The sequence below is a fragment of the Bradyrhizobium sp. LB14.3 genome, from assembly GCF_040547985.1.
In the GTDB taxonomy this organism is placed as follows: Bacteria; Pseudomonadota; Alphaproteobacteria; order Rhizobiales; family Xanthobacteraceae; genus Bradyrhizobium.
The window spans coordinates 478,715-502,903 of sequence record NZ_JBEPQT010000002.1 but is presented as its reverse complement, the minus strand read 5'-3'; the positions used below and the strand labels follow the sequence as shown (position 1 = coordinate 502,903).

Genomic DNA, 24,189 nt, shown 5'->3' with positions numbered 1-24,189 from the left:
AGGCAGCTCCGTGGCGCTACGGTGTGCAGCACTGCATTTTCCCGGCGTGAACGATCAGCGTGCAAACCTTGTGCAATGCTCGAAAGCGGTGTGCGCCGCGCTGAATGGCGCCGCGCAGAGCCGCCGGGGCGGACGCTTTACAAGAACGGTTCTAAACCGTGCAGAGGCCGTTTCGGTTGTCAGGAAAATCGGCATCGTTCATATCGGCCCCGCCACCAGAGGGAGCGCAGGATGGACGAGCTGAACGGCAAGCTGATCGCGTGTCAGATTCTGATCACGGGACTGATCGCACGCGTTGCCAACGAGCAGCGTGATCCCCTGCGCTTCCTCACGGACTTCCGCGACGAGATCAAAGCCGTCGTCAACGGCGTCAACATCGCCGGCATGGACGATAGTGATCGCGTGCGCGCCGTGGCGCAGAAGACCATCGACGAATTGTTCTCGCTGATGAAGCCGCCGAGCAGCGATTGAGCTGCAACACGCGACCGTGTGGAGCAAGATGCGTGCAGATCAACTGCATCACTATGTCGCGCGGATTTAGATCGATTACAAAGCTCGATTTTAGAATCGATTTGAACTGGACCATTTCAAGTGATCGAACGGATCACACTGCATTGACCTGCATTTTCTCGATCGATAGCACCGGCCCATCGTTCATCGCGCATGTTGCGGATCGATGAATTCAAGATGGGGTGCGTTGGGATGGAGCTGGCAGTTGTGCCGCGATCGTTGCGTTCGATCGCAGGGGGGCATTCGGTTGAGAACAAGTTCGATGGGCATTCTGGCAAGGCGGTTTCTGCCGTTGCAGGATTGATCGCGGTGGCGTCGGTGTCGAGCGGCGCAGAGGCGCAGCAGTCGAACCTGCCGCCGGTGACGGTCGACGCTCCCGTCGCGCGTCCGCGTCCCGCGGTTTCGAAGCCGACGCCGGATCAGGTCCGCGCGCGCAATGCGCTTCGGCGCGCCGCGCAGCGGCAGCAGGCGGCGCAGCAGACCGCGCCCACGGTCCGGGCCGGCGAAGTCGATCGCAATCCCTATTCCGATCCGGCGGCGCCCTACAAGGTCGACCACGTCCAGGCCTCCGGCAAATTTCCCGAGCCGATGCTGAACACGCCGAAGACCATCACGGTGCTCAGCAAGGAAGTGCTCGAGGACAAGAATGCCACGACACTGAAGGAGATCGGCCGTTCGACCGCCGGCGTGACGCTGGGATCGGGTGAGGGCGGCAACGCCTTCGGCGACCGCTTCTTCATCCGCGGCTTCGACGCGCGAAACGACGTCTTCATCGACGGCATCCGCGATCCCGCGGTCTCGATCCGCGAGAACTTCTTCACCGAGCAAATCGAGATTCTGCGCGGGCCAGCCTCGTCCTATGCCGGCCGCGGCACCGCCGGCGGCGCCATCAACATCGTCACCAAGCAGGCCGGCGACACCAACTTCAAGCGCATGGATACCGAGTTCGGCACCGACAGGACCAAGCGCGTCACGATCGATGTCAACCAGGTGATCGATCCGACCTTCTCGGTGCGCACCGGCGGCATGTTCCAGGATGCCAACGTCGCCGGCCGCGACTACGTCACCGACAATCGCTGGGGCAGTTTCATCTCGACCAAGTACACCCCGACCAGCGACATCAAGATCACCACGAACTACGTCCATACCGATCTCAGCGGCCTGCCGGATTTCGGCGTGCCTTATTACAAGAAGGGTAACGTGCCGGTGACGTCCGCCGGCATTCCGCGTGGAAACTGGTACGGCTTCCTCAACCGCGACTTCCAGACCGCGCGGCAGGATTTCGGCACCGGCACGATCGAGTACAAGGTCAACGAGGCCATCACGCTGAGCAGCAAAGTGCGCGGCGAGCACTCGCTGCTGAACTACATCGGCACGCTGCCGCAGAACCCGAATACGACCAGCCCCAATCCCTTGCTCTGGACCACGACGGCCAGCGCGCAGAGCCGGCTGCAGAACGTGGACGTGTGGGCCAACCAGAACGAGGCCACGTTCAAGCTCGACACCGGCGGAGTGAGGCACACTGCCGTGTTCGGCGTGGAATATGCGAACGAGAACATCTCGATCGACCGTTACGCCGGCCTCGCGTCGGAATTGGCCGGCAGCGCCTTCACCAGCACCGGCGCCGTTACAGGGGTCAATCTCTATTCCCCCCAGTACACCAACATCCCGTTCGGATCGCCGTCGTTGACCGGAAATCCGACGCGCTATGGTGTCAACACCAGCAGCGTGTACGTCATGGATACCGCCAACTGGCAGGACACGATCATCGTCAATGGCGGCATCCGTTACGACGGCTACAACATGAGCTCGTCGACCAACTCGCCGAATTACCTGAAAATGAACGCCGACCTCGTCAATTACAACGTCGGCCTGGTCTACAAGCCGACGTCGATCGGCAGCGTCTATGCGGCCTATGCGACTTCGGCCAATCCGTTCGGCTCGGAGCTTGACGCGACCGGCACCGACTACGGTGGGGTTCCGGCCAACACGGCTATCCTGCTCGGGCCCGAGCGCAACAAGGCCGCCGAACTCGGCACCAAATGGGAGCTGGCGGATCGTCACCTGCTGGTCAGCGCTGCGCTGTTCCAGACCACGAAGGACAATGCGCGCGAGACAAACGCCGCGGGCCTGCTCACGTCGAACGCTGCCTACCGCATCCAGGGCATCGACATCGAGGCCGAGGGCAAGATCACCGATCGCTGGAGCATCTTCGGCGGTATCGTGCTGATGCAGTCGAAGGTCACGCAGAGCAACACCGCCTCCAACCTCGGCCTGCAGCTCGCCAACGTCGCGCACCAGTCGTTCAGCATGCTGACCAAGTACAAGTTCGACGGCGGCTGGGAGCTGGGCGGGCAGGCGGTGTACCGCTCGAAAGTCTATGGCGGGACGTTCGCGGCCAATACCGGCAACGAGCTCCCGAGCTACTGGCGCTTCGACGCGTTCGTCGAGAAGAAGATCGACAAGAACTGGACCATGAAGTTCTACGCGCAGAATCTCACCAACAAGCTCTACTACGATACGCTCTACCGCAGCGCCGTGCCGTTCGTGGCGGTCGCGCCGGGCCGGGCATTCTATCTCGTGACGACGGCGAAGTTCTGATTTCGTCTATCCAAGGCTGGGATGTCCGCCATGGCGGGCATCCCTCCACCTCCCGCATCCGATGGTGAGAGTGCGTGCCACCGGTGTCCGAGGGACAAAATCGGCATCAGTTTAGAACGCTTACAAACTCGAGATTAGAACGCTTACAAAGTGACGCGCTGGCAAGTTTAGAATTGCTTTGAAATGGGCGGATTCCTCCGCTGTGTTGCCGTGATCGCGTTGACCCCCATCAATACGCCCGATAGCACCGGTGCGTCGCGTTGTCGCAACGCGGCCAATGGAAGCAAAAACACTGCGGGGCGTGTGATGAGCATGACGAAAACACCGCGATCGTTGCGTCCGGTCGCTGTTCGGAAATCATTCGGCAACAATTTGGATGCTGCGACGGGCAAGACCGTTTCTGCAGTGGCCAGTCTGATCGCCGTCGCGTCAGTTTCGAGCGGGGCTCAGGCGCAGCAGTCGAACCTGCCGCCGGTGACGGTCGATGCGCCGGTCCAGCGTCCGCGCCCCGTGGCTTCGAAACCGGCGGCCGACCAGGTCCGCGCGCGCAATGCGCTTCGGCGTGCTGCGCAGCGGCAGCAGGCAGCAACGGCGCCAGTCGTCAATCCAGGCGGTCTTGCGGCCGACCGTGATCCGTACGCAAATCCCGCCGCGCCTTACATGGCGACCCGGGTGCAGGCGTCAGGCAAATTTCCCGAGCCGATCCTCAACACGCCAAAATCGATCACTGTGCTTACAAAGGATGTGCTCGAGGACATGAACGCCACGTCGCTGAAACGGGCGATCCTGAGTACGGCTGGCGTGACGCTTGGAACAGGCGAGGGCGGCAACGCCTTCGGTGACCGCTTCTTTATCCGCGGCTTCGACGCCCGCAACGACATCTTCATCGACGGTGTTCGCGATCCCGGCGTGAGCGTTCGTGAGAACTTCTTCACCGAGCAGGTCGAGATCCTGCGCGGTCCCGGCTCGACCTTTGCCGGTCGCGGTGTCGCCGGTGGTGCGATCAACATCGTCACCAAGCAGGCGACGACGGAGAAGAGCTTCTACAACATGGACACCACGTTTGGCACCGACCAGACCAAGCGTGTCACCCTCGACGTCAACCAGGTGATCAACCCGACACTGGCCGTTCGTGCCGGCGGTCTGTTCCAGGATGCCGATGTCGCCGGGCGCGATTTCGTCAAAGACAATCGCAATGGCGCTTTCGTCGCGACGACCTGGAAGCCTGTCGATGCTGTCAAGGTCACGGCTGGTTACATTCATACCGAATTGACGGGAGTTCCGGACTTCGGTGTGCCCTATTATCGGCCGAGCACCGCGTCGACCGCCGGCGGTCCGTTCCCGGACTTCGGCGCCAACCGCAACAACTGGTATGGCCAGATCAATCGCGACTTCTACCGGACCGGCCAGGACATCGGTTCGCTCAACGCTGAAGTGCAGATCACCCCGGACCTGATGGTCAGTAACAGGTTCCGTGCGTCGCGCTCGACGCAGAACTACGTCGGAACGCTGCCGGAGAGCCCGATCAACGCCACCCCGCTCTCGGCTTCGACGCTCACGATGAATCCGCAAAGCCGTCTCCAGATCACCGACGTGATCGCCAACCAGACGGAGGCGACCTACAAATTCCAGGACGGGGCCGGGTTCAAGCATACCGCGCTGGCGGGAATTGAAGTCGATCGCGAGAGATCGTCGATCGACAAATATCTCGGGCTCACCTCGGAGGGGAACGGAGTGCCCGTAAGCCCATCCGGTTCGCCGACGGGCGTCAGCGTCTTCTTTCCCCAAGATACGTTTTTGCCCGGTAAAGCGCTCGCGCTGGCAGGGCTGCCGACCAAAATCGGCATCGACACCGTCAGCGGCTACGTCATGGATAGCGCGAATTATCGCGACCTCCTGATCCTCAACGGCGGTTTCCGCTACGATAATTACCAGATCAACACGTCGGGATACGGAACGGTCGGTGGCGTGAGCCAGTTTGGCCAGCAGTCTGCCGAGTTCCTGATTCCGAACTTCAACCTCGGTCTCACGCTCAAGCCGCTTCCGAATGGCAGCGTCTACGTGGCGTATGCGACCTCAGCGAATCCCGTCGGTGCCGAGTTCGATGGGACGAGCACCGCTTATGGTGGTCTCACACCCGTCCTCAACGGCAGTACGAACCAGATTTTCGGGCCGGAGAAGAACAAGGCGATCGAGCTCGGCACGAAATGGGAGTTGTTCGACCGTCACCTTTTGCTGACGGCGGCGCTGTTTCAGACCACGAAGGACAACGCGCGCGAATCGCAGAACATTACCGCGGCAACGGCAACGGCGACTTGTCCCTATCCAGTAACTGTACCGGCGACTACCGGCTCGGTGTCCTGTATCACGGCCGGCGCAGCCTACCGCATCCGCGGCATTGATCTCGGTGTCGGTGGCAAGATCACCGACAAGTGGAGCGTATTCGGCGGTCTCGTACTGATGCAGTCGGAGGTGACGCAGTCGCTGGCGCCGTCCGCGAACAAGACCCTGTATCCCACCAACGTCGGCCGTCCGCTCGCCAATGTTGCGCACGAGTCGTTCAGCCTGCTCTCGAAATACCAGCTCACCGATGTCTGGGAGCTTGGCGGGCAGGCGGTTTACCGCTCGAAGATCTACGGCGGCACCTTGCTCGCGGCCAACCAGGGCACGTCGATCCCAAGCTACTGGCGCTTCGACATGTTCGCGGAGGCCAAGATCAACAAGAACTGGCAGGTCAAGCTGTTCGTGAACAACATCTTCGACAAGCGCTACTACGACGCGCTGTACCAGAGCGCGGCACCGTTCGTGCTGGAAGCACCGGGACGCGCCGCCTATCTGGTGATCTCGGCGCGCTACTGATGAAGTCATGACGAGGTGCCATGCTGACATGCATTGAAGGCGTTTTGAGCAAGGATGATGTGGCGGATTTCCGCCGCATCATGGACGCCAGCGAATGGGAAGACGGGCGCTCCACCGCCGGCTCGCAGTCGGCGATGGTCAAGCGCAACGAGCAATTGCCGCCGGACAGCGAGGTCGCGCGAAAACTCGGCAACCGCATCATCTCGGCGCTGACGTCGAACCCGCGCTTCATCGCGGCGGCAATTCCGCTCCAGATTTTCCCGCCGTTATTCAACCGCTATGCGGCCAGCAGCGGCCACCATTTTGGGCTGCATGTCGACAATGCCATCCGCGGCGACCGCCTGACCGGCCTTCGCATCCGTACAGACCTGTCGGTCACCTTGTTCCTGGCCGAGCCGGAGGAGTACGACGGTGGCGAACTTGTGATCGAGGACAGCTACGGTTCGCACGAAGTCAAGTTGCCAGCCGGGGACTGCGTGCTCTATCCCTCGACCAGCCTCCATCTCGTCACCCCGGTGACGAGGGGAACGCGGGTTGCGTCTTTCTTCTGGCTTCAGAGCATGATACGGGACGATCAAGCCCGGAGCATGATCTTTGACCTCGACACCGCGATTCAGGCGCTGGTGGAACGGCTCGGGCGTGACGATCCCGAAACGGTCAAATTGACGGGTATCTATCACAACCTCATTCGCTACTGGGCCGAAGTATGAAGATCATGTCCTTCCAAGCAAGCGTTGCCGCAGCCTTGATGTTGGCGGCCGCCTGGCTCGCATCCCCTGTTTCTGCCCAGACACAAAGCCCGCCGGCGACGCCGGTCCAATCGACAGCTCAGCCGGCCGCGCCCGCCGCGGCTCCCTCAGCCGCCGCGCCGGCGGTGGCAAAGCCCGATGCGGCGGTCGGCATCGCGCCGGCCATGAAGGAACTGTCGCCCTGGGTGATGTTCCAGTCGGCGGACATCATCGTGAAGGCGGTGATGATCGGGCTCGCCTTCGCATCGCTGATGACCTGGACGGTGCTGATCGCCAAGTCGATCGAGCTGTCGGTTGCCTCGACCAAGCTTCGTTCGGCCCTGAAGAAGATTGCGGAGGCGCGCTCGCTCGCGGAAGCGCAGATGGCACTCGGCTCCAAGGAGGGCATCCTGCCGTCGTTCCTGGCGGCGGCGCTACGCGAGGCGCGGATGTCGGCCGGCCTGTCCAGCGATACCGGCATCAAGGAGAGGGCCGCCTCGAGCTTCTCCGAGATCGTGCGCGCGGAGGCGCGGCGCATCCGCGTCGGCATGGGTGTGCTCGCGACCATCGGCTCCACGTCGCCCTTCGTCGGCCTGTTCGGCACGGTGTGGGGCATCATGAACAGCTTCATCGGCATCTCGAAGTCGCAGACCACGAATCTCGCCGTGGTCGCGCCCGGCATCGCCGAGGCGCTGCTCGCGACCGCGATCGGCCTTGTCGCCGCCATTCCCGCCGTCATCATCTACAACTACTTCTCGCGCGTGACGAAGAGCTATCTCGAACTCGTCAGCCGTGCCTCGGGCGCGGCGGGGCGGCTGCTCTCGCGCGATCTCGACCGCAGCCACGGCAGCGTGCATTCGCGCGCGGCGGAGTGAACCATGGGCGTTTCGCTCGCAGACAATGACGACGACGATGATTTCGGCGAGACGCATGAGATCAACGTCACGCCGTTCATCGACGTCATCCTGGTGCTGCTGATCATCTTCATGGTCGCAGCGCCGCTCTCCACGGTCGACCTGCCGATCGATTTGCCGACGTCGAGCGCGACGCCGCAGAAGAAGCCGGACAAGCCGACCTATCTCAGCATCAAGCCCGATTTGACGCTTGCGATCGGAGAGAACCCGGTCCACCGCGCCGAGTTGATCGGCACCCTCGACGGCCTGTCGGACATGAGCAAGGACAAGTATGTCTTCCTGCGCGCTGATCGCTCGGTGCCGTATGGCGAGTTGATGGGCGTCATGGAGCTGTTGCGCGCAGGCGGCTATTCGCGGGTGAAGCTGGTTGCGCTGGAAGGCGCTCCGGGGGCGCCTGCGGCAGGCGCCGCTCAGCCTTAGAGGCCCGCTATGTCGGACGAACCCAGACCACCCCGGAAGCTTTGGATTTTGGCAGCGGTGGCAGCGCTCGCGCTGCATCTGGGTGGTGCCGCGCTCGCGCTGGCCCATTTACAAACCGATGACGGCGACGATGGCCTGGGGGCAGCCGGCGCGGAGTTCGCCGTCGAGATGGCCTCGCCGAAGGCGCCTGACACCGATCTTCCGCCCGGACCGGACAGTGAAGCGATGCAGGAGCAGCAGGCGCTTCCCGAGCAAAAAGCCGAGACCAAGGAAACCGAGCTTCCGAAGGATCAGTCGCAACAGGTCGACGATCCCGATCGGGTCGTCACCGAAAACATCTCGAAGAAGCCGCAGGACGAGGACCCGAAGATCGCGGCGATTGAAACCCCCGCTGCGGAGGCCTCGCCGCAGTCCGTTGCGACGGCGCGGCAGACACTCGATGAGGACGCCCGCGAGGCCGAGAAGGCGCTGGCGCCTGTGCTTGGCATCGGCAAGGACATGCTGAAGCTCACGGCCGACTGGAATCGCAAGATCAGCGCGCACCTCACGGCCCACAAGGTCAATCCGGAGGGGAAGCAGCCCAACAATCAGAAGGTCAAGGTTTCCTTCGCGATCAACCGACGGGGCAACGTGCTTTCGGTCGACGTCGTGGAGTCGTCCGGGGATGCAGCTTACGATACGGCCGCGATCTCGATCGTCCGCAAGTCCGATCCCGTCCCGCAGCCGCCGGCCGGGCTGACCGAAGACCGGTTCGAGCGCACCGTCGACATCATCTTCACGCCGCCGGACGCCAAGAAAAAGAAGAAGGCGGCTCAGCGCCAGTAGAGCCTGATCGCGACATAGACAACGACCAGGCAGGCGAAGATCAGCGCCACCGGAAGCGGACGTTTCTGGGTTGCGCCTGCGGTCGCTGTCCCGAAGAAACTGACCTTTTTCGGCTTCGGTTCTGGGCGGCGGAAGGCGGTAACATTGTCCGACGCCGTTTCAGGCGCCCGGGGACGGACGTCGGGCGGGGTTCCTGCGCCGCCCATCTCGGAATAATAGGCCTTGTAGATCACGCCGATGATGGCCTCTGTGGCCTCGCCCTCGTTCATCTGCGCCAGCATGTTCTTGTAGCTGACGAGGAACTCCTGCGCTTCCGGAGGCAGCGCGGACGACCCGTTGAGCTTGGCCATCATCTTCCAGGTGGCAAAATCGGCGCGGGCGCGGGTGTCGGCGCGTCGCGCGATCAGCATATCGGCAGCTTTGACCAAGTCGGCCTCGAGCCCTTCGGCTTCTGTTCGGGTGTGTGGCTGTTCAACTACGCATTGCCGGTCAGAATGAGAACAGTCTGAATCACATAACCGGTCAACGTTCGCAGTATTGCTGAAATAACATCAAGATTTAGACCGAACTGGGAGCCCGCCAGCGGCAGCAGGATCAAGAGACCGATCAGGATCAGCATCCCGAACGGCTCAAGCCGGGCCAGCGGCAGGGCGAGAGGCCGGGGCAACAGCCCGACCGCGACACGCCCGCCATCGAGCGGCGGAATCGGCATCATATTGAACACCGCCAGCACCGCGTTGATCAACAGCGCATTCTTGAGGTTGTCGAAGATCCACTGCGCCGAGCTGGCCGGCACCCAGGGCAGGGCGTGCAGGGCAAGAGCTGCGACGAGCGCCAGCAGGATGTTGGTGACGGGCCCGGCCAACGCCACCCAGACCATGTCGAGCCGGGGATGGTTGAGGTTGCGATAATTCACCGGTACCGGCTTGGCATAGCCGAACAGGAACGGCGAATGCGCAAACAGCAGCATCGCCGGCAGGATTACGGTGCCGAATGGGTCGATATGCTTGAGCGGGTTGAAGCTGACGCGGCCGAGCTGCCAGGCCGTGGTGTCACCGAGACGGTATGCGACGAAGGCGTGCGCGGCCTCGTGGAAGGTGATGGCGAGCACCAGCGGCAGCACCCACACCGATATGTCATAGAAAGAAATGTTCACGGCTCGTCCGTCCCGGTTTGCCTGCGGTCATGCAGCCGACCCAGCCAAACCGGTGGTGCAGCAACGCTTCACCTCAACATAGGGTGGCCGGTTCCGAAATGCCACGCTGCAAATGATCCGCGTGGCCCGAAGCCGCTATGCTGCCGCCAAAATTCACGCCGGGATCGTGCCCGGATACTGCGTCAGCCCGTCGTCGAGCTTCAGCCAGGCGAGCTTCTCCGAGACCCAGATGTGCTCGGTCGGCGCGAAGGCGTTGCGATCATCGAACGTGGTGAGTGCGACGCCTGCCAGCGTGCCGTTGCGCCGCCATGAGAACAGGCGCGTGCCGCAGCGTTTGCAGAACACGCGATCGATGTTCTCGGACGACGCATAGCGGGCGGTGTCACCCTCGATGGTCAGGGCGCGCTGGTCGAACTGCGCGCGGACGAAGTAGGGCGAGCCCATTGCCTTCTGACACATGCGGCAATGGCAGACGCGAACGTTGAGCGGCTCGCCTTCCGCCTTGAACCGCACCGCGCCGCAGAGGCAGCCGCCTTCTCTGATCATGATGCCCTCAGTAGGTTGCCCGCCCGCCGGAGATGTCGAACACGGCGCCGGTCGAGAACGCGCAGTCCTCCGATGCGAGCCAGGCCGCCATCGCGGCGAGCTCTTCCACCAGCACGAAGCGCGCTTTGGGGATTTTCGACAGCATGAAGTCGATATGCTGCTGCGTCATCTGGTCGAAGATCGCGGTCTTCGCGGCCGCAGGCGTCACCGCATTGACGAGGATGTCATGCGCCGCCAATTCCTTGCCGAGCGACTTCGTCAGCGCGATCAGGCCGGCCTTGGAGGCCGAATAGTGCGAGGCGTTCGGATTGCCTTCCTTGCCGGCGATCGAGGCGATGTTGACGATGCGCCCGTATTTCTGCTTGAGCATCGTGGGCACGATCGCCTTGCAGACGATAAAGGGACCGTCGAGGTTGATGCGCAGCACCTTGCGCCATTCCTCGAGATCGGTTTCCCAGACCGGTTTGTTGACGCCGGCGATGCCCGCATTGTTGACGAGGATGTCGATCTTGCCGAAGGCGGCAAGCGTCGCATCGCGGGCCTGCTCGACGGCTGCGGTATCGGTGACGTCGACCTTGAAGATGCGGACGCTGTCGCCGATCTCCTTCGCCGTCTTCTCGGCCAGCGCGGCGTCAAAATCCCAGATCGCGACCTCGGCGCCGGAATCGACAAAACGCTGGGTGATGGCGCGGCCAAAGCCCTGCGCGCCGCCGGTGACGATGGCGACGCGGCCGTTGAGATCGATCTTGTTCATCGCGAAATCCCTTCATCTATCCCTCATGGTGAGGAGCGCGCACTTGGCGCGCGTCTCGAACCATTGAGCCCGTGGTCCATCCCTCGAGACGCCGCTGTCGCGGCTCCTCGGGATGAGGACTAATCAGAGCATGTAGCCGCCGTCGACGACGAGGTCGACGCCGGTGGTGAAGGCGCTCTCGTCACTGCCGAGATAGATCGCCATCGACGCGATCTCGTCGGCGGTGCCGAGCCGGCCCATCTTCTGGCGGGAGACGAACATCTCCTTGCCCTGCGGGCCTTGCGCGGCAGCGCGGTCGAGCATCGAGGGCGTCTCGACGGTGCCGGGGCAGATGCTGTTGCAGCGGATACCCTTGGTGATGAAGTCGAGCGCGACCGCGCGCGTCAGCAGCGACACCGCGGCCTTCGAGGAGCTGTAGACGTAGCGATTGGCCGGCGGCCGCAGCGCCGCGCAGGAGGAGATGTTGACGATGCTGCCACCGCCGCCCGCGAGCATGTCCGGCAGGAATGCCCTGATGGTCCGGTGCATCGACTTGACGTTGAGGTCGAACGAGAAATCAAAGTCCTCTTCCGAGCACTCCAGGATGGTGCCGTGATGCACGAAGCCCGCCGCATTCAGCAGGATGTCGACCTTGCCGACGCGCTTGGCGAAGGCATTGACGTCGGCGGTGTTGCGAACGTCGAGCTTCGCCGTCTCGGCAATGCCTTCCTTGGCCAGGCCCGTGATGCCGCTCTCGTTGATGTCGGTGGCGATCACGGTCGCGCCTTCACGCGCGAATGCGATGGCGCATGCGCGTCCGATGCCTGCCGCTGCAGCCGTGATGACGGCACGCTTTCCTTTGAGGCGGTCTGCCATTTGTAATTCTCCTCACCGTGAATTTGATTGCTATGCCGTCATTGCGAGCGAAGCGAAGCAATCCAGAATCTCACCGTGGAGACAGTCTGGATTGCTTGGTCGCTTCGCTCCTCGCAATGACGAGTGGTTAGTGATTATCCCGCGCGACACCAAACGTGCCGGCGACGTTCTGGTAGCGTGTCGCCAACTCCATGCAGGCGCCGGTCGAGTGCTGGCCGACGGTGTTGCGATAAAGCTCCTGCCACGGCGTCTGGTTCGGCGGATGCTTGAAGCCGCCATTGGCCGCCAGTTCGGCATGGCGCTTCTTCACCTCGTCGTCGGAGATGAGAATGTTGGCGCTGCCCTTGTTGAGGTCGATGCGCACCTTGTCGCCGTTCCTGAGGATCGCCAGCCCGCCATTGGCGGCAGCTTCCGGCGAGGCGTTGAGGATCGAGGGCGAGCCCGATGTGCCGGACTGGCGGCCGTCACCGATGCAGGGCAGGGCGAGGATGCCGCGTTTGATCAACGCCGCCGGCGGCTGCATGTTCACGACCTCGGCGCCGCCGGGATAGCCGATCGGCCCGGTGCCGCGGACGAACAGCACGCAATGCTCGTCGATGTCCAGCGAGGCATCGTCGATCCGCTCGTGATAGTCCTCGGGACCCTCGAACACGATGGCGCGGCCCTCGAAGGCGTTGAGGTCCTTGGGGTTGCTGAGATAGCGGTCGCGAAACTCCTTGGAGATCACGCTGGTCTTCATGATCGCTGAATCGAACAGATTGCCGCGCAGCACCAGGAACCCGGCGTCCTTGACCAGCGGCTTGTCGTAATTCCAGATCACGTCGTTGTCGGGCTTTTCCGCATTGGCGCAGTTCTCGCCGATGCCGCGGCCGTTCACGGTGACCGCGTTCTCGTGGATCCGCTTGTGCTTCATCAATTCGCGCACCACCGCCGGCACGCCGCCGGCGCGGTGGAATTCCTCGCCGAGATAGAAGCCGGCCGGCTGCATGTTGACCAGCAACGGCACGTCGTGGCCGACCTTCTGCCAGTCGTCGATCGAGAGCTCCACGCCGATATGGCGCGCCAGCGCGTTGATGTGGATCGGCGCGTTGGTCGAGCCGCCGATTGCCGAGTTGATCACGATGCAGTTCTCGAACGCCTCGCGGGTGAGGATGTCCGAGGGCTTTAGATCCTCCCAGACCATCTCGACGGCGCGCTTGCCCGTCTCATAGGCAATCTGGCCGCGCTCGCGATAAGGCGCGGGGATCGCCGCACAGCCCGGCAGCGAGAAGCCGAGCGCTTCCGCAAGCCCGTTCATGGTCGAGGCGGTGCCCATGGTGTTGCAATGGCCGACCGAGGGCGCCGATGACGCCACGATCTCCATGAATTCCTCATAGTCGATCTCGCCTGCGGCGAGCCGCTCGCGCGATTTCCAGACGATGGTGCCGGAGCCGGTGCGCTCGCCATTGTGCCAGCCGTTCAGCATCGGGCCGCCCGACAGCACGATCGCGGGCAGGTTGACGGTCGCGGCCGCCATCATGCAGGCCGGCGTGGTCTTGTCGCAGCCGGTGGTCAGCACCACGCCGTCGAGCGGATAGCCGTAGAGGATCTCGACCAGGCCGAGATAAGCGAGGTTGCGGTCGAGCGCCGCGGTCGGGCGCTTGCCGGTCTCCTGGATCGGATGGGTCGGGAATTCCATCGCAATGCCGCCGGCCTCGCGGATGCCTTCGCGGACGCGATGAGCAAGCTCGATATGGTGGCGGTTGCAGGGTGAGAGGTCGTTGCCGGTTTGCGCAATGCCGATGATCGGCTTGCCGGACTGAAGCTCCGCGCGGGTCAGACCGTAGTTCAAATAGCGCTCCAGATAGAGCGCGGTCATGCCCGGGTTATGCGGATTGTTGAACCATTCCTGCGAGCGAAGATGGCGCCGAGCGCCGTTTTCGGCGGGGGCATGCCCATTGGTTGGTTTTCTTGTCATTGGTTTCTCCTGCAATGCAAACGCACTGGCGTCCGTTTTATTGTGTCGGCTTGTGCGATGCCCAACGGCGCGAGTGATGATTTGCCTGCCCGCTGGCGGGTCGTTTCCTCACAAATCCGATACTAGTCATGGCCACTTGGTAACGCTACCAATTTGTTCGCAGCGCCCGCGCCTGAAACCGCCGGCCTGCTGTCCGAACGCCGCGCCGAGGAGCTTTGCCGCTCCATCACCTTGAAGCCGAGATCGAGCACCGGATGCTGCGGGCGCCGCCCGTCGATCGCCTCGATCAGCATGGCGGCGGCCGTGTTGCCCATCTCGTAGCGGTTGGTGCGCACGCTGGAGAGGGTCGGCACGGTGGACGCCATGAATTCGAGATCGTTGAAGCCGACGATCGCGATCTGTTCGGGTATCGCAATCTCCCGGCGCCTGCATTCGAACAGCACGCCGAGCGCGAGGTCGTCATTGGCGCAGAACACCGCGTCCATGCCGGGCTCCTGCGTCAGGAGGTCGGTGAAAAGGGCGGCGCCGAGCGTCACCGAGGTCGGTGTTGCCGTCGTGACGACGAGGCGTTGCTCGAACAGTCCAGCGTCCTTCATGGCCGAGACGTATCCGTCGAGCCGCCGCTGCACCCGTGGATCCATCCGCGCGCCGACGAAGCCGATCTTGCGGTGACCTTGCGCGAACAGGTGCGCGATCGCCGCGCGGGCTGCGTCATAGTGCGAAAAGCCGATCATCATGTCGACCGGATTGGGTCCGATCTCCATGATCTGCACGATCGGGCAGTCGGCGGCATCGAGCATCGCGCGCGATTCCGCGGTCTGGTCGATGCCGGTGACGATCAGTCCGGCCGGCTTCTGCGCGAGAAACAGACGCAGCAGCTTCTCCTCCTGGAGAATACTGTAGCGTGTATTGGACAACTGAATCGAGTAACGGCTGCTTTCGGAGGCGTCATAGATGCCGCGCAGCACGTCGGAGAACACGTTGTTGGTCAGTGACGGAATCAAGACGCCGATCACTTCGGTGCGCTGCGAGGCCAACGCGCGTGCCGCCAGGTTGGGCACATAGCCGAGCTCCTTGGCCGCGCTCTCGACCCGTGTCCGCTTGGCGACCGACAGCGCCTCGGGATTGCGGAAGAAGCGGGACGCTGTGATCGGGCTGACGCCGGCAAGTTCGGCGACTTCCGCCAGCCGGATTTTGCCTGACTTGGTGCGTTTTCGACCCATTTGCTGCTCTTAACACACTCACTGTCGCAAACAAAGGAACGTTGACAGCGCTACCAGCACAGACTAACCAAAGACAAATTGCCAAAACCGCACAAACTGCCGACAATGTCCCCCGCTAAGGCTGGGCTTCGTTCGGTGAAGTCTGAAAAAACAAGACGGTCGCGGCGCAAGATGCGTCGTGGACTTTCGAGGAGGGAGCTAGATGTCGTCTGTGCAAATCCGCGACGTGCGGAAATCGTTCGGCAATTTTGAAGTCCTGCACGGCGTTTCGATTCCGATCGAGGACGGCCAGTTCGTCGTCCTGGTTGGTCCCTCCGGCTGCGGCAAGTCGACGCTTCTACGCATGCTCGCGGGCCTCGAGAACATCACCTCCGGCACGATCTCGATCGGCGACCGCGTCGTCAACAATGTCCAGCCCAAGGAGCGGGACATTGCGATGGTGTTCCAGAACTACGCGCTCTATCCGCACATGACGGTCGGCGAGAACATGGGCTTCTCGATGAAGCTGCGGGGCGAGAGCACCGACGAGATCAACAAACGCGTCAAGCGCGCCGCCGAAATTCTCGCGCTGTCGCCGCTGCTCGAGCGTTACCCGCGCCAGCTCTCCGGCGGCCAGCGCCAGCGCGTCGCCATGGGCCGCGCCATCGTGCGCGATCCGCAGGTGTTTCTGTTCGACGAGCCTTTGTCGAACCTCGACGCCAAGCTGCGCGTCGCGATGCGCACCGAGATCAAGGAACTGCACCAGCGGCTGAAGACAACGACCGTCTACGTCACCCACGACCAGATCGAGGCCATGACCATGGCCGACAAGATCGTCGTCATGCATGACGGCATCGTCGAGCAGATGGGCACGCCGCTCGAGCTCTACGACAAGCCCGACAACCAGTTCGTCGCCGGCTTCATCGGCTCGCCCTCCATGAACTTCCTGAAGGGTCATGTGCGCGTCAACGGCGTTGCGACCTTCGAGGGTCCGAACGGCGTCAAGCTGCCGCTCAAGAATGCGCCGGCGGCGTCCGACGGCCGTCCCGTCGTTTACGGCGTGCGGCCCGAGCATTTCACCATCGCCGACGACGGCGCCGATGCCGAGATCGTCGTGGTCGAGCCGACCGGCTCCGAAACGCAGGTGTTTGCGAAGCTCGGTGGTGAGCAGGTCGTCGCCGTCTTCCGCGAACGTCACCAATTCAATCCGGGTGACAAGGTCAAGCTGAAGCCCGATCCTTCCGTGGTTCATCTGTTCGACGAGGCGACGGGCAAACGCGTGTAGCGACGCCGAACGACTGCCCAAGAAGACCCAACACAAGACCACCCAATACAAAATATAAAATTTAGGGAGAGAACGATGAGCGATTTCGACAGGCGAAGTGTGCTTAAAGTCGGCCTCGGTGGCGCGGCGTTGCTGGCTGGCCCGGGCATCGTCCCGGTGCGTGCGGCGACCTGGACCAACACGCCGGAGCCGAACGCCTCCATCCGCGTGCTGCGCTGGAAGCAATTCATCCAGGCCGAGTTCGACAAGTTCGCCGAGCAGACCAAGGCGTTCTCCGAGAAGACCGGCGTCAAGGTCAAGCTCGAGGCCGAGAGCTGGGAGGACATCAGGCCGAAGGCCGCGGTCGCGGCCAATGTCGGCGCCGGTCCCGACCTGATCATCGGCACGCTCGATGATCCCCATAAGTTCCCGGAAAAGCTGATCGATGTGACCGATGTCGCCGACTATCTCGGCGCGCAGTATGGCGGCTGGTATCCGGTTGCCGAACGCTACGGCAAGAAGGGCAACAGCTGGATCGCCATTCCGCAGGGCGCGACCGGCGGCTGCCTGAACTACCGCATCAGCCACGTGAAGGCGGCCGGCTTCGATGAATTCCCCAAGGACACCGCCGGCTTCCTCAAGCTGTGCCAGGCCCTGAAGAAGAACAACACGCCGGCCGGCTTCGCGCTCGGCCACGCCACGGGCGACGCCAACGGGTGGTGCCAGTGGGCGCTGTGGGCATTCGGCGGCAAGGTCGTCAACGACAAGAACGAGGTCGTGATCGACTCGCCGGAGACGATCGCCGCGCTCGAATACGTCAAGCAGCTCTACGAGACCTTCATCCCCGGCGTGCTGTCGTGGAACGACTCGAACAACAACAAGGCGTTCCTCAACGGCGAACTCAGCCTGACGCTGAACGGCATCTCGATCTGGACCGTCGGAAAGAACTCGACCGATCCGAAGCAGCAGGAGATCGCCAAGGACATGAACCACGCGCCGATGCCGATCGGGCCGGTCGGCGTGTCGACCGAGCAGCAGAACGTGCTCGTCTATTACGGTTACAAGCACTCGAAGTATCCCAAGGCGGTCAAGGAATACATCAAGTTCATGATGGACAAGGCGAACTACGACGCCTGGGAGGTCTCCTCCAACGGCTACGTGTCGCCGCCGCTTCCGGCCTACAACGACAACCCGGTGTGGACGTCGGATCCGAAGATCACGCCGTATCGGGACTGCCTGAAGCGTTGCCGCGACAACGGCTATGCCGGCGATCTCGGTTATGCCTCCGCCGCCGTGATGGGCGACTTCGTCGTCGTCGACATGTTCGCCGAGGCGGCGTCGGGCTCCGTGACGCCGAAGCAGGCAGCCGCGCGCGCGGCCGAGCGCGCCAAGCGCTACTACCAGGTCTGATCAGTTCCAATCTACGCGGCGTCCGGTTCGCCGGACGCCGCGACTTTTCGTTGAGGGGAGTCCGACATGGCAGTTATGGCCGAGCCCGTTGCCGCGCATGTCAAGCGCAGCAGCTTGTGGACCAGAGCATTCGAGAGCCGGAATTTCCTCGGCGCGATGTTCATGGTGCCGGCGATCGCGATTCTCATCCTGTTTCTGGCTTACCCGCTGGCGCTGGGCTTCTGGCTCGGCATGACCGATACCAAGATCGGCGGAGCCGGGCGCTACATCGGGTTCCAGAACTTCGTCTCGCTCTCCAAGGACTCGGTGTTCTGGCTGTCGGTGTTCAACACCATCTTCTACACGGTCGCCGCCAGCGCCGTGAAATTCGCGATCGGACTTTACCTGGCGCTGCTACTCAACGAGCGGCTGCCGTTCAAGTCGATCGTCCGAGCCATCGTGCTATTGCCCTTCGTGGTGCCGACGGTGCTCTCCGCGATCGCGTTCTGGTGGATCTATGACAGCCAGTTCTCGATCATTTCCTGGGTGCTGCTCAAGGCCGGCCTGATCACGCACTACATCGATTTCCTCGGCGATCCCTGGAATGCGCGCTGGTCGGTCGTCGCAGCCAACATCTGGCGCGGCGTGCCTTTCGTGGCGATCACGCTGCTGGCGGGATTGCAAACCATCTCGCCCTCGCTCTACGAGGCCGCCAATCTCGACGGCGCCACCAATCTGCAGCGCTTCCGCCACATCACGCTGCCGATGCTGTCGCCGATCATCGCGGTGGTGATGACGTTCTCGGTGCTGATGACCTTCACCGACTTCCAGTTGATCTACACCATCACGCGGGGCGGGCCGATCAACGCCACCCATCTGATGGCGACGCTATCGTTCCAGCGCGCCATCACCGGCGGCAATCTCGGCGAGGGCGCGGCGATCTCGAACGCGATGATTCCGTTCCTGGTCGCGGCGATCCTGCTCAGCTTTTTCGGGCTTCAGCGTTCCCGCTGGCAGCAGGGCGGGAGGGACTGACCATGAGCACAGCGGACGACCAAAGCGTCGGAATGGACTACCTCGAGAGCTTCCCGCGGAAATTTCTCCGCGTCTACCTTCCGCTCGGTCTGATCATCTTCTTGCTGCTGTTCCCGTTCTACTGGATGGCGATCGCGACGTTCAAGCCGGACGCGGAGATGTACGACTACGAGAGGTACAATCCGTTCTGGATCGTGCATCCGACGCTGGAGCACATCAAGAAGCTGTTCTTCGACACCGACTATCCGCTCTGGATGTGGAACACGGTGATCGTCTCGGTGTCCTCGACCTTCATCTCGCTGTTTGCCAGCGTGTGCGCCGCGTATGCGATCGAACGTCTGCGCTACAAAGGCTCGCGCTATATCGGCCTTGCGATCTTCCTCGGCTATCTCGTGCCGCCCTCGATCCTGTTCATTCCGCTGGCGGCGATCGTGTTTCAGCTCGGCCTGTTCGACGGCAATCTGGCGCTGATCCTGACCTATCCGACCTTCCTGATCCCGTTCTGCACCTGGCTCCTGATGGGCTATTTCCGCACCATCCCCTATGAGCTGGAGGAGTGTGCGCTGATCGACGGGGCGACGCGGATCCAGATTCTGACCAAGATCACGCTGCCGCTGTCCCTGCCGGGGGTGATCTCGGCGGGCATCTTCGCCTTCACGTTGTCCTGGAACGAGTTCATCTACGCGCTGACCTTCATCTCCTCGTCCGAGAACAAGACGATCCCCGTCGGTGCGATCACCGAGCTCGTCAACGGCGACGTCTACCATTGGGGCGCACTGATGGCGGCGGCACTGACCGGCTCGGTCCCCGTAGTTATCCTTTATTCCTTCTTCGTGGAGTATTATGTGTCGGCGATGACCGGCGCCGTGAAGGAATGATCGCGGGGCCGCAATGAGGGCGCGCTGAGGGCAGCGCGCCAATAAGAAGGAGTAGGCTCTTGCACGTTCTGGTTCTGGGCGCCGCCGGCATGGTCGGCCGCAAATTGTGTGAACGGCTGCTGCGCGACGGCCGGCTCGGCAAGAGCGACATCACCAAGCTCACCATGCATGACGTGGTCGAGCCGAAGACGCCGGAAAAGGCCGGTTTTGCCGTCGAGACGGTATCGAGCGACTTCGCCGTCCCCGGCGCCGCCGAAAAGCTGATCGCCGGCCGTCCCGACGTGATCTTCCATCTCGCCGCGATCGTGTCGGGCGAAGCCGAACTCGATTTCGACAAGGGCTACCGCATCAATCTCGACGGCACGCGGATGCTGCTCGACGCGGTCAGGCTTGCTGGCGGCGGCTACAAGCCGCGCGTGGTGTTCACCTCTTCGATCGCGGTGTTCGGCGCGCCGTTTCCCGAGGCGATCGGCGACGAGTTCTTCCACACGCCGCTGTTGAGCTACGGCACCCAGAAGGCGATCGGCGAACTGCTGCTGGCCGACTATTCGCGCCGCGGCTTCCTCGATGGCATCGGCATTCGCCTGCCGACCATCTGCATCCGGCCCGGCCTGCCCAACAAGGCGGCATCGGGCTTCTTCTCCAGCATTCTGCGCGAGCCGCTCGCCGGCAAGGAGGTCGTGCTGCCGGTCTCCGAGGACGTCCGTCACTGGCACGCCACGCCGCGGTCCGCCGTCGGCTTCCTGCTGCATGCCGGCACCATGGACCTCGCCACCGTCGGTCCGCGCCGCAATTTGACCATGCCGGGCCTGTCGGCGACGGTCGGCGAGCAGATCGCTGCGCTGAAGCGTGTCGCGGGCGACAAGGTCGCCGCCCGCATCAAGCGGGAGCCCGACCCCTTCATCGTCGGCATCGTCGGCGGCTGGCCGCGCAACTTCAATGCCAAGCGGTCGCTCGAGCTCGGCTTCACCACCGAGGAAAAGACCTTCGACGACATCATCCGCATTCACATCGAAGACGAGCTCGGCGGTAATTTCGTCGCCTGATCTCTGACTGAGCGGGTAAAGTGATGGCGAGCGTTGCTTGCATCGGCGAATGCATGGTCGAGCTTCGGCAGGCCCAGGGCGGACAGTCTTCGGGACAGTCTGCCGGGCAGGGCGGTGGCCTGTACTCGCGCGGCTTCGGCGGAGACACCCTCAATACGGCCGTGTATCTGGCGCGGCTCGAGACCAAGGTCGATTATCTCACCGCGCTTGGCGACGATGCCCTGAGCGATGAGATGATCGCGGCCTGGACCTCGGAGGGCGTCGGCACAAGGCGTGTCGCGCGGTTGGCGGGCAAGCTGCCCGGCCTCTACATGATCCAGCTGGATGCGAAGGGCGAGCGCCAGTTCTTCCACTGGCGCGACAGTGCGGCGGCGCGCCAGCTGATGGACTTGCCGGAGACGAACGAGTTGCTCAACTCGCTGATGAGCTACGACATCATCTATCTCTCTGCGATCACGCTCTCGATCTACGATGCGGCCGGACGCGAGCGCCTGTTCGCGGCGATCAAGCGGGCGCGCCTGCTCGGCACCCGCTTCGTGTTCGACACCAATTTTCGCGCGCGAGGGTGGCCGGACCGCGATGTCGCGCGCGAGGTGTTTGCAGCGGCCTTCGCGGCCGCCGACATCGTGCTGACCTCGACCGAGGATCTGCTCGCCCTCTATCCCGGCGAGAGCCAGGACCAGCTGATGGCGCGCATCCCGAGCCCCGAGCTGGTGTTCCGGCTCGCCGAGCCGGTCAGCCTGCTGCGCTTTGCCGGAGCCACCCACGAGGTCCGCGCCGAGCCGATGACCAAGCCGGTGGTCGACACCACGGCGGCCGGGGACAGCTTTGCGGCGGCCTATATCGCGGCGCGGCTCGCCGGTTCCGACCCGGTCGAGGCCGCCCAGGCCGGGCATCGCCTTGCCAGCCTCGTGATCTGCTATTCCGGCGCCATCATTCCGGGTTATGCCATGCCGCCGAAGAAGCGGCACCGGCCGGCGACCTCTCGTCAAGCGACCAAGTAAGATCGAGACCCATGACCACGACTGCCCAACAGAACCACCTCGTTGCGCTCTTCAAGGCCGCGACCGTCATCCCCGTCCTCACCATCGAGCGGATCCAGGATGCGGTGCCGCTGGCGCGTGCGCTGGTTGCCGGCGGCGTCCGCACGCTGGAGGTGACCATGCGCACCCCTGTTGCTATCGAGGCCGCGAGGGCGATGATGGCCGAAGTCCGCGAGGCGATCGTCGGCATCGGCACGATTCTCAATCCGGCAGACTTCGCTCGTGTCGAGAGGCTCGGCGTCGCGTTCGGCATCAGCCCGGGCCTGACCCCGGATCTCCTTAAGGTTGCCGCCGACAGCTCCTTGCCGTTCGCGCCGGGCATCGCCACGGCGTCCGAGCTGATGATGGCGCTGGCCCATGGCCTCGACGTGGCAAAATTCTTCCCGGCCGAGCAGGCCGGCGGCATCAAGGGCCTGCGCGCGCTCGGTGGTCCGTTTCCGAACGTGCGGTTCTGCCCCACCGGTGGCGTCGGCGAGGCCAATGCGGCGACCTGGCTTGCCGAGCCCAACGTGGTTGCGGTCGGCGGTTCCTGGCTGTGCCCGGCGGCGGAGATCAAGGCCGGGAACTGGGCCGGCATAACTGCCATCTGCCAGCGCACGATCAAGGCCCTGAAAGCCGCGTGAAGTCTTGCCATCGCTGAGCTAAGACTTAGGTCAGTAAGAGACCGTAGGGAGAAAAGACCATGACCGCCAGCATCGTTGGATGGGCGCATACGCCGTTCGGCAAGTTCGACACCGAAACCGTCGAAAGCCTCGTCACGCGCGTCGCCAATGAGGCGATGGCGGATGCCGGTATCTCCGCGTCCGACGTCGATGAGATCGTGCTCGGCCATTTCAACGCCGGCTTCTCGCCGCAGGATTTTACCGCCTCGCTGGTGCTCCAGGCCGACCCGAAGCTGCGATTCAAGCCGACCACCCGCGTCGAGAACGCCTGCGCCACCGGCTCCGCCGCCGTGCATCAGGGCGTGCGTGCGATTGCTGCGGGTGCGGCCAAGATCGTGCTGGTCGTCGGCGTCGAGCAGATGACGCGCACGCCGGGGCCGGAGATCGGCAAGAACCTGTTGAAGGCATCCTACCTGCCTGAGGACGGTGACACCGTCGGCGGCTTCGCCGGCGTGTTCGGCAAGATCGCCAGCTCCTATTTCCAGAAATACGGCGACCAGTCCGATGCGCTGGCGCTGATCGCGGCCAAGAACCACAAGAACGGCGTCGCCAATCCCTACGCCCAGATGCGCAAGGATTTTGGCTTCGATTTCTGCCGCGCCGAGAGCGAGAAGAACCCTTACGTCGCCGGCCCCTTGAAGCGCACTGATTGCTCGCTCGTCTCCGACGGCGCAGCCGCACTGGTGCTGGCCGACGCCGAGACCGCCAAGACCATGAGCAAGTCGATCGGCTTCCGCGCCACCGCGCACGCCCAGGATTTCTTGCCGATGTCCAAGCGCGACATCCTCCAGTTCGAAGGCTGCACGGTCGCATGGCAGCGCGCGCTGGAGCAGGCCGGGATCACGCTGTCCGATCTCTCCTTCGTCGAGACCCATGACTGCTTCACCGTCGCCGAGCTGATTGAGTACGAAGCGATGGGCTTGACGCCGAGGGGGCAGGGCGCCCGCGCCATCAAGGAAGGCTGGACGCTCAAGGACGGCAAGCTGCCGGTCAATCCGTCCGGCGGGCTGAAGGCCAAGGGCCATCCGATCGGCGCCACCGGTGTCTCCATGCACGTGATGACCGCGATGCAGCTCGCAGGCCAGGCGCCCGAAGGCATGCAGCTCAACAACCCAAAACTCGGCGGCATCTTCAACATGGGGGGCGCGGCCGTCGCCAACTACGTCTCCGTGCTGGAGCCGCTGAAGTAAGCTCCGACCTTGTAGGGCGGGCAAAGGCGCGCAAGCGCCGTGCCCGCCAACTTGTTTGCGCTAGATCATGGTGGGCACGCTTCGCTTTGCCCACCGTACGGCTCTGATTGATTCGCGGGAAATGCATCATGAGCAATGACTACGAAGAATCGCTGTCGATGGATGCACTCAACGACCGCATCGCGATCCTCGAGGACAATATAAGGCAGCTCATCGAACAGGCCGCGGCGGCCTCGGGCGAGCAGAACGAGTCGCGGATCGCCGACCGCATCAACCAGCAGAACGACGAACTCGACCGTCTCATCAAGATCCGTGAATCCCGCCAGAAGAAATAGCGGACGCGCAGCGCATGCGG

Annotated in this window: 23 protein-coding genes; 16 read left to right on the top strand and 7 right to left on the bottom strand. The window is 63.2% G+C overall.

Going from position 1 to position 24,189, the window contains the following annotated elements; genetic code table 11:
* The first annotated feature begins 231 nt into the window (after positions 1 to 231).
* From ABIB00_RS06135 to ABIB00_RS06105, 7 genes are all read left to right on the top strand, one after another.
* Positions 232 to 471: a hypothetical protein gene (locus ABIB00_RS06135; RefSeq protein ID WP_247345835.1), complete on the top strand. Its 240-nt coding sequence runs from the start codon at positions 232 to 234 to the stop codon at positions 469 to 471.
* 231 nt (positions 472 to 702) lie between these two features.
* A complete protein-coding gene (locus ABIB00_RS06130; protein ID WP_354103719.1) occupies positions 703 to 3,111 on the top strand; it encodes a TonB-dependent receptor in 2,409 nt (802 codons plus the stop codon).
* 306 nt (positions 3,112 to 3,417) lie between these two features.
* Positions 3,418 to 5,970 carry a TonB-dependent receptor gene (locus ABIB00_RS06125; RefSeq protein WP_354103718.1) on the top strand — a complete coding sequence of 851 codons (2,553 nt, stop codon included), beginning with the start codon at positions 3,418 to 3,420 and terminating at the stop codon, positions 5,968 to 5,970.
* 20 nt (positions 5,971 to 5,990) lie between these two features.
* Positions 5,991 to 6,680: a Fe2+-dependent dioxygenase gene (locus tag ABIB00_RS06120; protein ID WP_354103717.1), complete on the top strand. Its 690-nt coding sequence runs from the start codon at positions 5,991 to 5,993 to the stop codon at positions 6,678 to 6,680.
* On the top strand, positions 6,677 to 7,573 hold the full coding sequence (gene exbB / locus ABIB00_RS06115; protein WP_354103716.1) for a tonB-system energizer ExbB: 897 nt from the start codon (positions 6,677 to 6,679) through the stop codon (positions 7,571 to 7,573). Before ABIB00_RS06120 ends, exbB begins: the two co-directional genes overlap by 4 nt.
* 3 nt (positions 7,574 to 7,576) lie before the next feature.
* On the top strand, positions 7,577 to 8,032 hold the full coding sequence (gene exbD / locus ABIB00_RS06110) for a TonB system transport protein ExbD (RefSeq protein WP_247446796.1): 456 nt from the start codon (positions 7,577 to 7,579) through the stop codon (positions 8,030 to 8,032).
* 9 nt (positions 8,033 to 8,041) lie between these two features.
* Complete coding sequence (locus ABIB00_RS06105) at positions 8,042 to 8,857, top strand: TonB family protein (protein WP_247446797.1); 816 nt, start codon at positions 8,042 to 8,044, stop codon at positions 8,855 to 8,857.
* Here ABIB00_RS06105 and ABIB00_RS06100 read toward each other — a convergent pair.
* The 7 genes from ABIB00_RS06100 to gntR form a co-directional block, all read right to left on the bottom strand.
* Positions 8,845 to 9,267: a hypothetical protein gene (locus tag ABIB00_RS06100; protein ID WP_247447001.1), complete on the bottom strand. Its 423-nt coding sequence runs from the start codon at positions 9,265 to 9,267 to the stop codon at positions 8,845 to 8,847. The two genes, ABIB00_RS06105 and ABIB00_RS06100, sit on opposite strands and share 13 nt — an antisense overlap.
* Before the next feature lie 65 nt (positions 9,268 to 9,332).
* On the bottom strand, positions 9,333 to 10,013 hold the full coding sequence (locus tag ABIB00_RS06095) for a site-2 protease family protein (protein ID WP_247446798.1): 681 nt from the start codon (positions 10,011 to 10,013) through the stop codon (positions 9,333 to 9,335).
* A 153-nt stretch (positions 10,014 to 10,166) separates the two neighbouring features.
* A complete protein-coding gene (locus ABIB00_RS06090; protein ID WP_354103715.1) occupies positions 10,167 to 10,559 on the bottom strand; it encodes a GFA family protein in 393 nt (130 codons plus the stop codon).
* 7 nt (positions 10,560 to 10,566) lie between these two features.
* The gene (locus ABIB00_RS06085; RefSeq protein WP_247345861.1) at positions 10,567 to 11,313 is read right to left on the bottom strand and encodes an SDR family NAD(P)-dependent oxidoreductase; all 747 of its coding nucleotides are present in this window, start codon (positions 11,311 to 11,313) and stop codon (positions 10,567 to 10,569) included.
* Between the two features lie 123 nt (positions 11,314 to 11,436).
* Complete coding sequence (locus tag ABIB00_RS06080; protein WP_247446799.1) at positions 11,437 to 12,168, bottom strand: SDR family oxidoreductase; 732 nt, start codon at positions 12,166 to 12,168, stop codon at positions 11,437 to 11,439.
* A 127-nt stretch (positions 12,169 to 12,295) separates the two neighbouring features.
* Positions 12,296 to 14,125, bottom strand: coding sequence for an IlvD/Edd family dehydratase (locus ABIB00_RS06075; protein WP_354103714.1), 1,830 nt, complete (start codon positions 14,123 to 14,125; stop codon positions 12,296 to 12,298).
* A 122-nt stretch (positions 14,126 to 14,247) separates the two neighbouring features.
* Positions 14,248 to 15,348, bottom strand: a complete 1,101-nt coding sequence (gene gntR, locus ABIB00_RS06070) for an HTH-type transcriptional regulator GntR (protein ID WP_354103713.1) — start codon at positions 15,346 to 15,348, stop codon at positions 14,248 to 14,250.
* Positions 15,349 to 15,550: 202 nt separating this feature from the next.
* Here gntR and ABIB00_RS06065 point away from each other — a divergent pair, with 202 nt between their 5' ends.
* The 9 genes from ABIB00_RS06065 (at position 15,551) to ABIB00_RS06025 (ending at position 24,169) form a co-directional block, all read left to right on the top strand.
* The gene (locus tag ABIB00_RS06065; RefSeq protein ID WP_247345873.1) at positions 15,551 to 16,612 is read left to right on the top strand and encodes an ABC transporter ATP-binding protein; all 1,062 of its coding nucleotides are present in this window, start codon (positions 15,551 to 15,553) and stop codon (positions 16,610 to 16,612) included.
* Between the two features lie 75 nt (positions 16,613 to 16,687).
* Positions 16,688 to 18,001 carry an ABC transporter substrate-binding protein gene (locus ABIB00_RS06060; RefSeq protein WP_247446801.1) on the top strand — a complete coding sequence of 438 codons (1,314 nt, stop codon included), beginning with the start codon at positions 16,688 to 16,690 and terminating at the stop codon, positions 17,999 to 18,001.
* 66 nt (positions 18,002 to 18,067) lie between these two features.
* The gene (locus ABIB00_RS06055; protein ID WP_247446802.1) at positions 18,068 to 19,015 is read left to right on the top strand and encodes a carbohydrate ABC transporter permease; all 948 of its coding nucleotides are present in this window, start codon (positions 18,068 to 18,070) and stop codon (positions 19,013 to 19,015) included.
* A gap of 2 nt (positions 19,016 to 19,017) precedes the next feature.
* Positions 19,018 to 19,893, top strand: coding sequence for a carbohydrate ABC transporter permease (locus tag ABIB00_RS06050; RefSeq protein ID WP_247345880.1), 876 nt, complete (start codon positions 19,018 to 19,020; stop codon positions 19,891 to 19,893).
* A gap of 59 nt (positions 19,894 to 19,952) precedes the next feature.
* The gene (gene denD, locus ABIB00_RS06045) at positions 19,953 to 20,939 is read left to right on the top strand and encodes a D-erythronate dehydrogenase (protein WP_354103712.1); all 987 of its coding nucleotides are present in this window, start codon (positions 19,953 to 19,955) and stop codon (positions 20,937 to 20,939) included.
* Between the two features lie 23 nt (positions 20,940 to 20,962).
* Positions 20,963 to 21,943 (top strand): sugar kinase, encoded by a 981-nt coding sequence (locus ABIB00_RS06040; RefSeq protein WP_354103711.1) that lies wholly within the window; start codon positions 20,963 to 20,965, stop codon positions 21,941 to 21,943.
* A gap of 11 nt (positions 21,944 to 21,954) precedes the next feature.
* On the top strand, positions 21,955 to 22,605 hold the full coding sequence (gene eda, locus ABIB00_RS06035; RefSeq protein ID WP_354103710.1) for a bifunctional 4-hydroxy-2-oxoglutarate aldolase/2-dehydro-3-deoxy-phosphogluconate aldolase: 651 nt from the start codon (positions 21,955 to 21,957) through the stop codon (positions 22,603 to 22,605).
* A 59-nt stretch (positions 22,606 to 22,664) separates the two neighbouring features.
* Complete coding sequence (locus ABIB00_RS06030) at positions 22,665 to 23,834, top strand: acetyl-CoA acetyltransferase (protein ID WP_354103709.1); 1,170 nt, start codon at positions 22,665 to 22,667, stop codon at positions 23,832 to 23,834.
* Positions 23,835 to 23,962: 128 nt separating this feature from the next.
* On the top strand, positions 23,963 to 24,169 hold the full coding sequence (locus ABIB00_RS06025) for a hypothetical protein (protein ID WP_354103708.1): 207 nt from the start codon (positions 23,963 to 23,965) through the stop codon (positions 24,167 to 24,169).
* Positions 24,170 to 24,189: the final 20 nt, after the last annotated feature.

Coding starts and splice junctions, on each gene's coding strand:
- ABIB00_RS06135 (WP_247345835.1), top strand. CDS start 232: ATGGACGAGCTGAACGGCAAGCTGATCGCGTGTCAGATTCTGATCACG.
- ABIB00_RS06130 (WP_354103719.1), top strand. CDS start 703: ATGGAGCTGGCAGTTGTGCCGCGATCGTTGCGTTCGATCGCAGGGGGG.
- ABIB00_RS06125 (WP_354103718.1), top strand. CDS start 3,418: ATGAGCATGACGAAAACACCGCGATCGTTGCGTCCGGTCGCTGTTCGG.
- ABIB00_RS06120 (WP_354103717.1), top strand. CDS start 5,991: ATGCTGACATGCATTGAAGGCGTTTTGAGCAAGGATGATGTGGCGGAT.
- exbB (WP_354103716.1), top strand. CDS start 6,677: ATGAAGATCATGTCCTTCCAAGCAAGCGTTGCCGCAGCCTTGATGTTG.
- exbD (WP_247446796.1), top strand. CDS start 7,577: ATGGGCGTTTCGCTCGCAGACAATGACGACGACGATGATTTCGGCGAG.
- ABIB00_RS06105 (WP_247446797.1), top strand. CDS start 8,042: ATGTCGGACGAACCCAGACCACCCCGGAAGCTTTGGATTTTGGCAGCG.
- ABIB00_RS06100 (WP_247447001.1), bottom strand. CDS start 9,267: ATGCTGATCGCGCGACGCGCCGACACCCGCGCCCGCGCCGATTTTGCC.
- ABIB00_RS06090 (WP_354103715.1), bottom strand. CDS start 10,559: ATGATCAGAGAAGGCGGCTGCCTCTGCGGCGCGGTGCGGTTCAAGGCG.
- ABIB00_RS06085 (WP_247345861.1), bottom strand. CDS start 11,313: ATGAACAAGATCGATCTCAACGGCCGCGTCGCCATCGTCACCGGCGGC.
- ABIB00_RS06080 (WP_247446799.1), bottom strand. CDS start 12,168: ATGGCAGACCGCCTCAAAGGAAAGCGTGCCGTCATCACGGCTGCAGCG.
- ABIB00_RS06075 (WP_354103714.1), bottom strand. CDS start 14,125: ATGACAAGAAAACCAACCAATGGGCATGCCCCCGCCGAAAACGGCGCT.
- gntR (WP_354103713.1), bottom strand. CDS start 15,348: ATGGGTCGAAAACGCACCAAGTCAGGCAAAATCCGGCTGGCGGAAGTC.
- ABIB00_RS06065 (WP_247345873.1), top strand. CDS start 15,551: ATGTCGTCTGTGCAAATCCGCGACGTGCGGAAATCGTTCGGCAATTTT.
- ABIB00_RS06060 (WP_247446801.1), top strand. CDS start 16,688: ATGAGCGATTTCGACAGGCGAAGTGTGCTTAAAGTCGGCCTCGGTGGC.
- ABIB00_RS06055 (WP_247446802.1), top strand. CDS start 18,068: ATGGCAGTTATGGCCGAGCCCGTTGCCGCGCATGTCAAGCGCAGCAGC.
- ABIB00_RS06050 (WP_247345880.1), top strand. CDS start 19,018: ATGAGCACAGCGGACGACCAAAGCGTCGGAATGGACTACCTCGAGAGC.
- ABIB00_RS06040 (WP_354103711.1), top strand. CDS start 20,963: ATGGCGAGCGTTGCTTGCATCGGCGAATGCATGGTCGAGCTTCGGCAG.
- eda (WP_354103710.1), top strand. CDS start 21,955: ATGACCACGACTGCCCAACAGAACCACCTCGTTGCGCTCTTCAAGGCC.
- ABIB00_RS06030 (WP_354103709.1), top strand. CDS start 22,665: ATGACCGCCAGCATCGTTGGATGGGCGCATACGCCGTTCGGCAAGTTC.
- ABIB00_RS06025 (WP_354103708.1), top strand. CDS start 23,963: ATGAGCAATGACTACGAAGAATCGCTGTCGATGGATGCACTCAACGAC.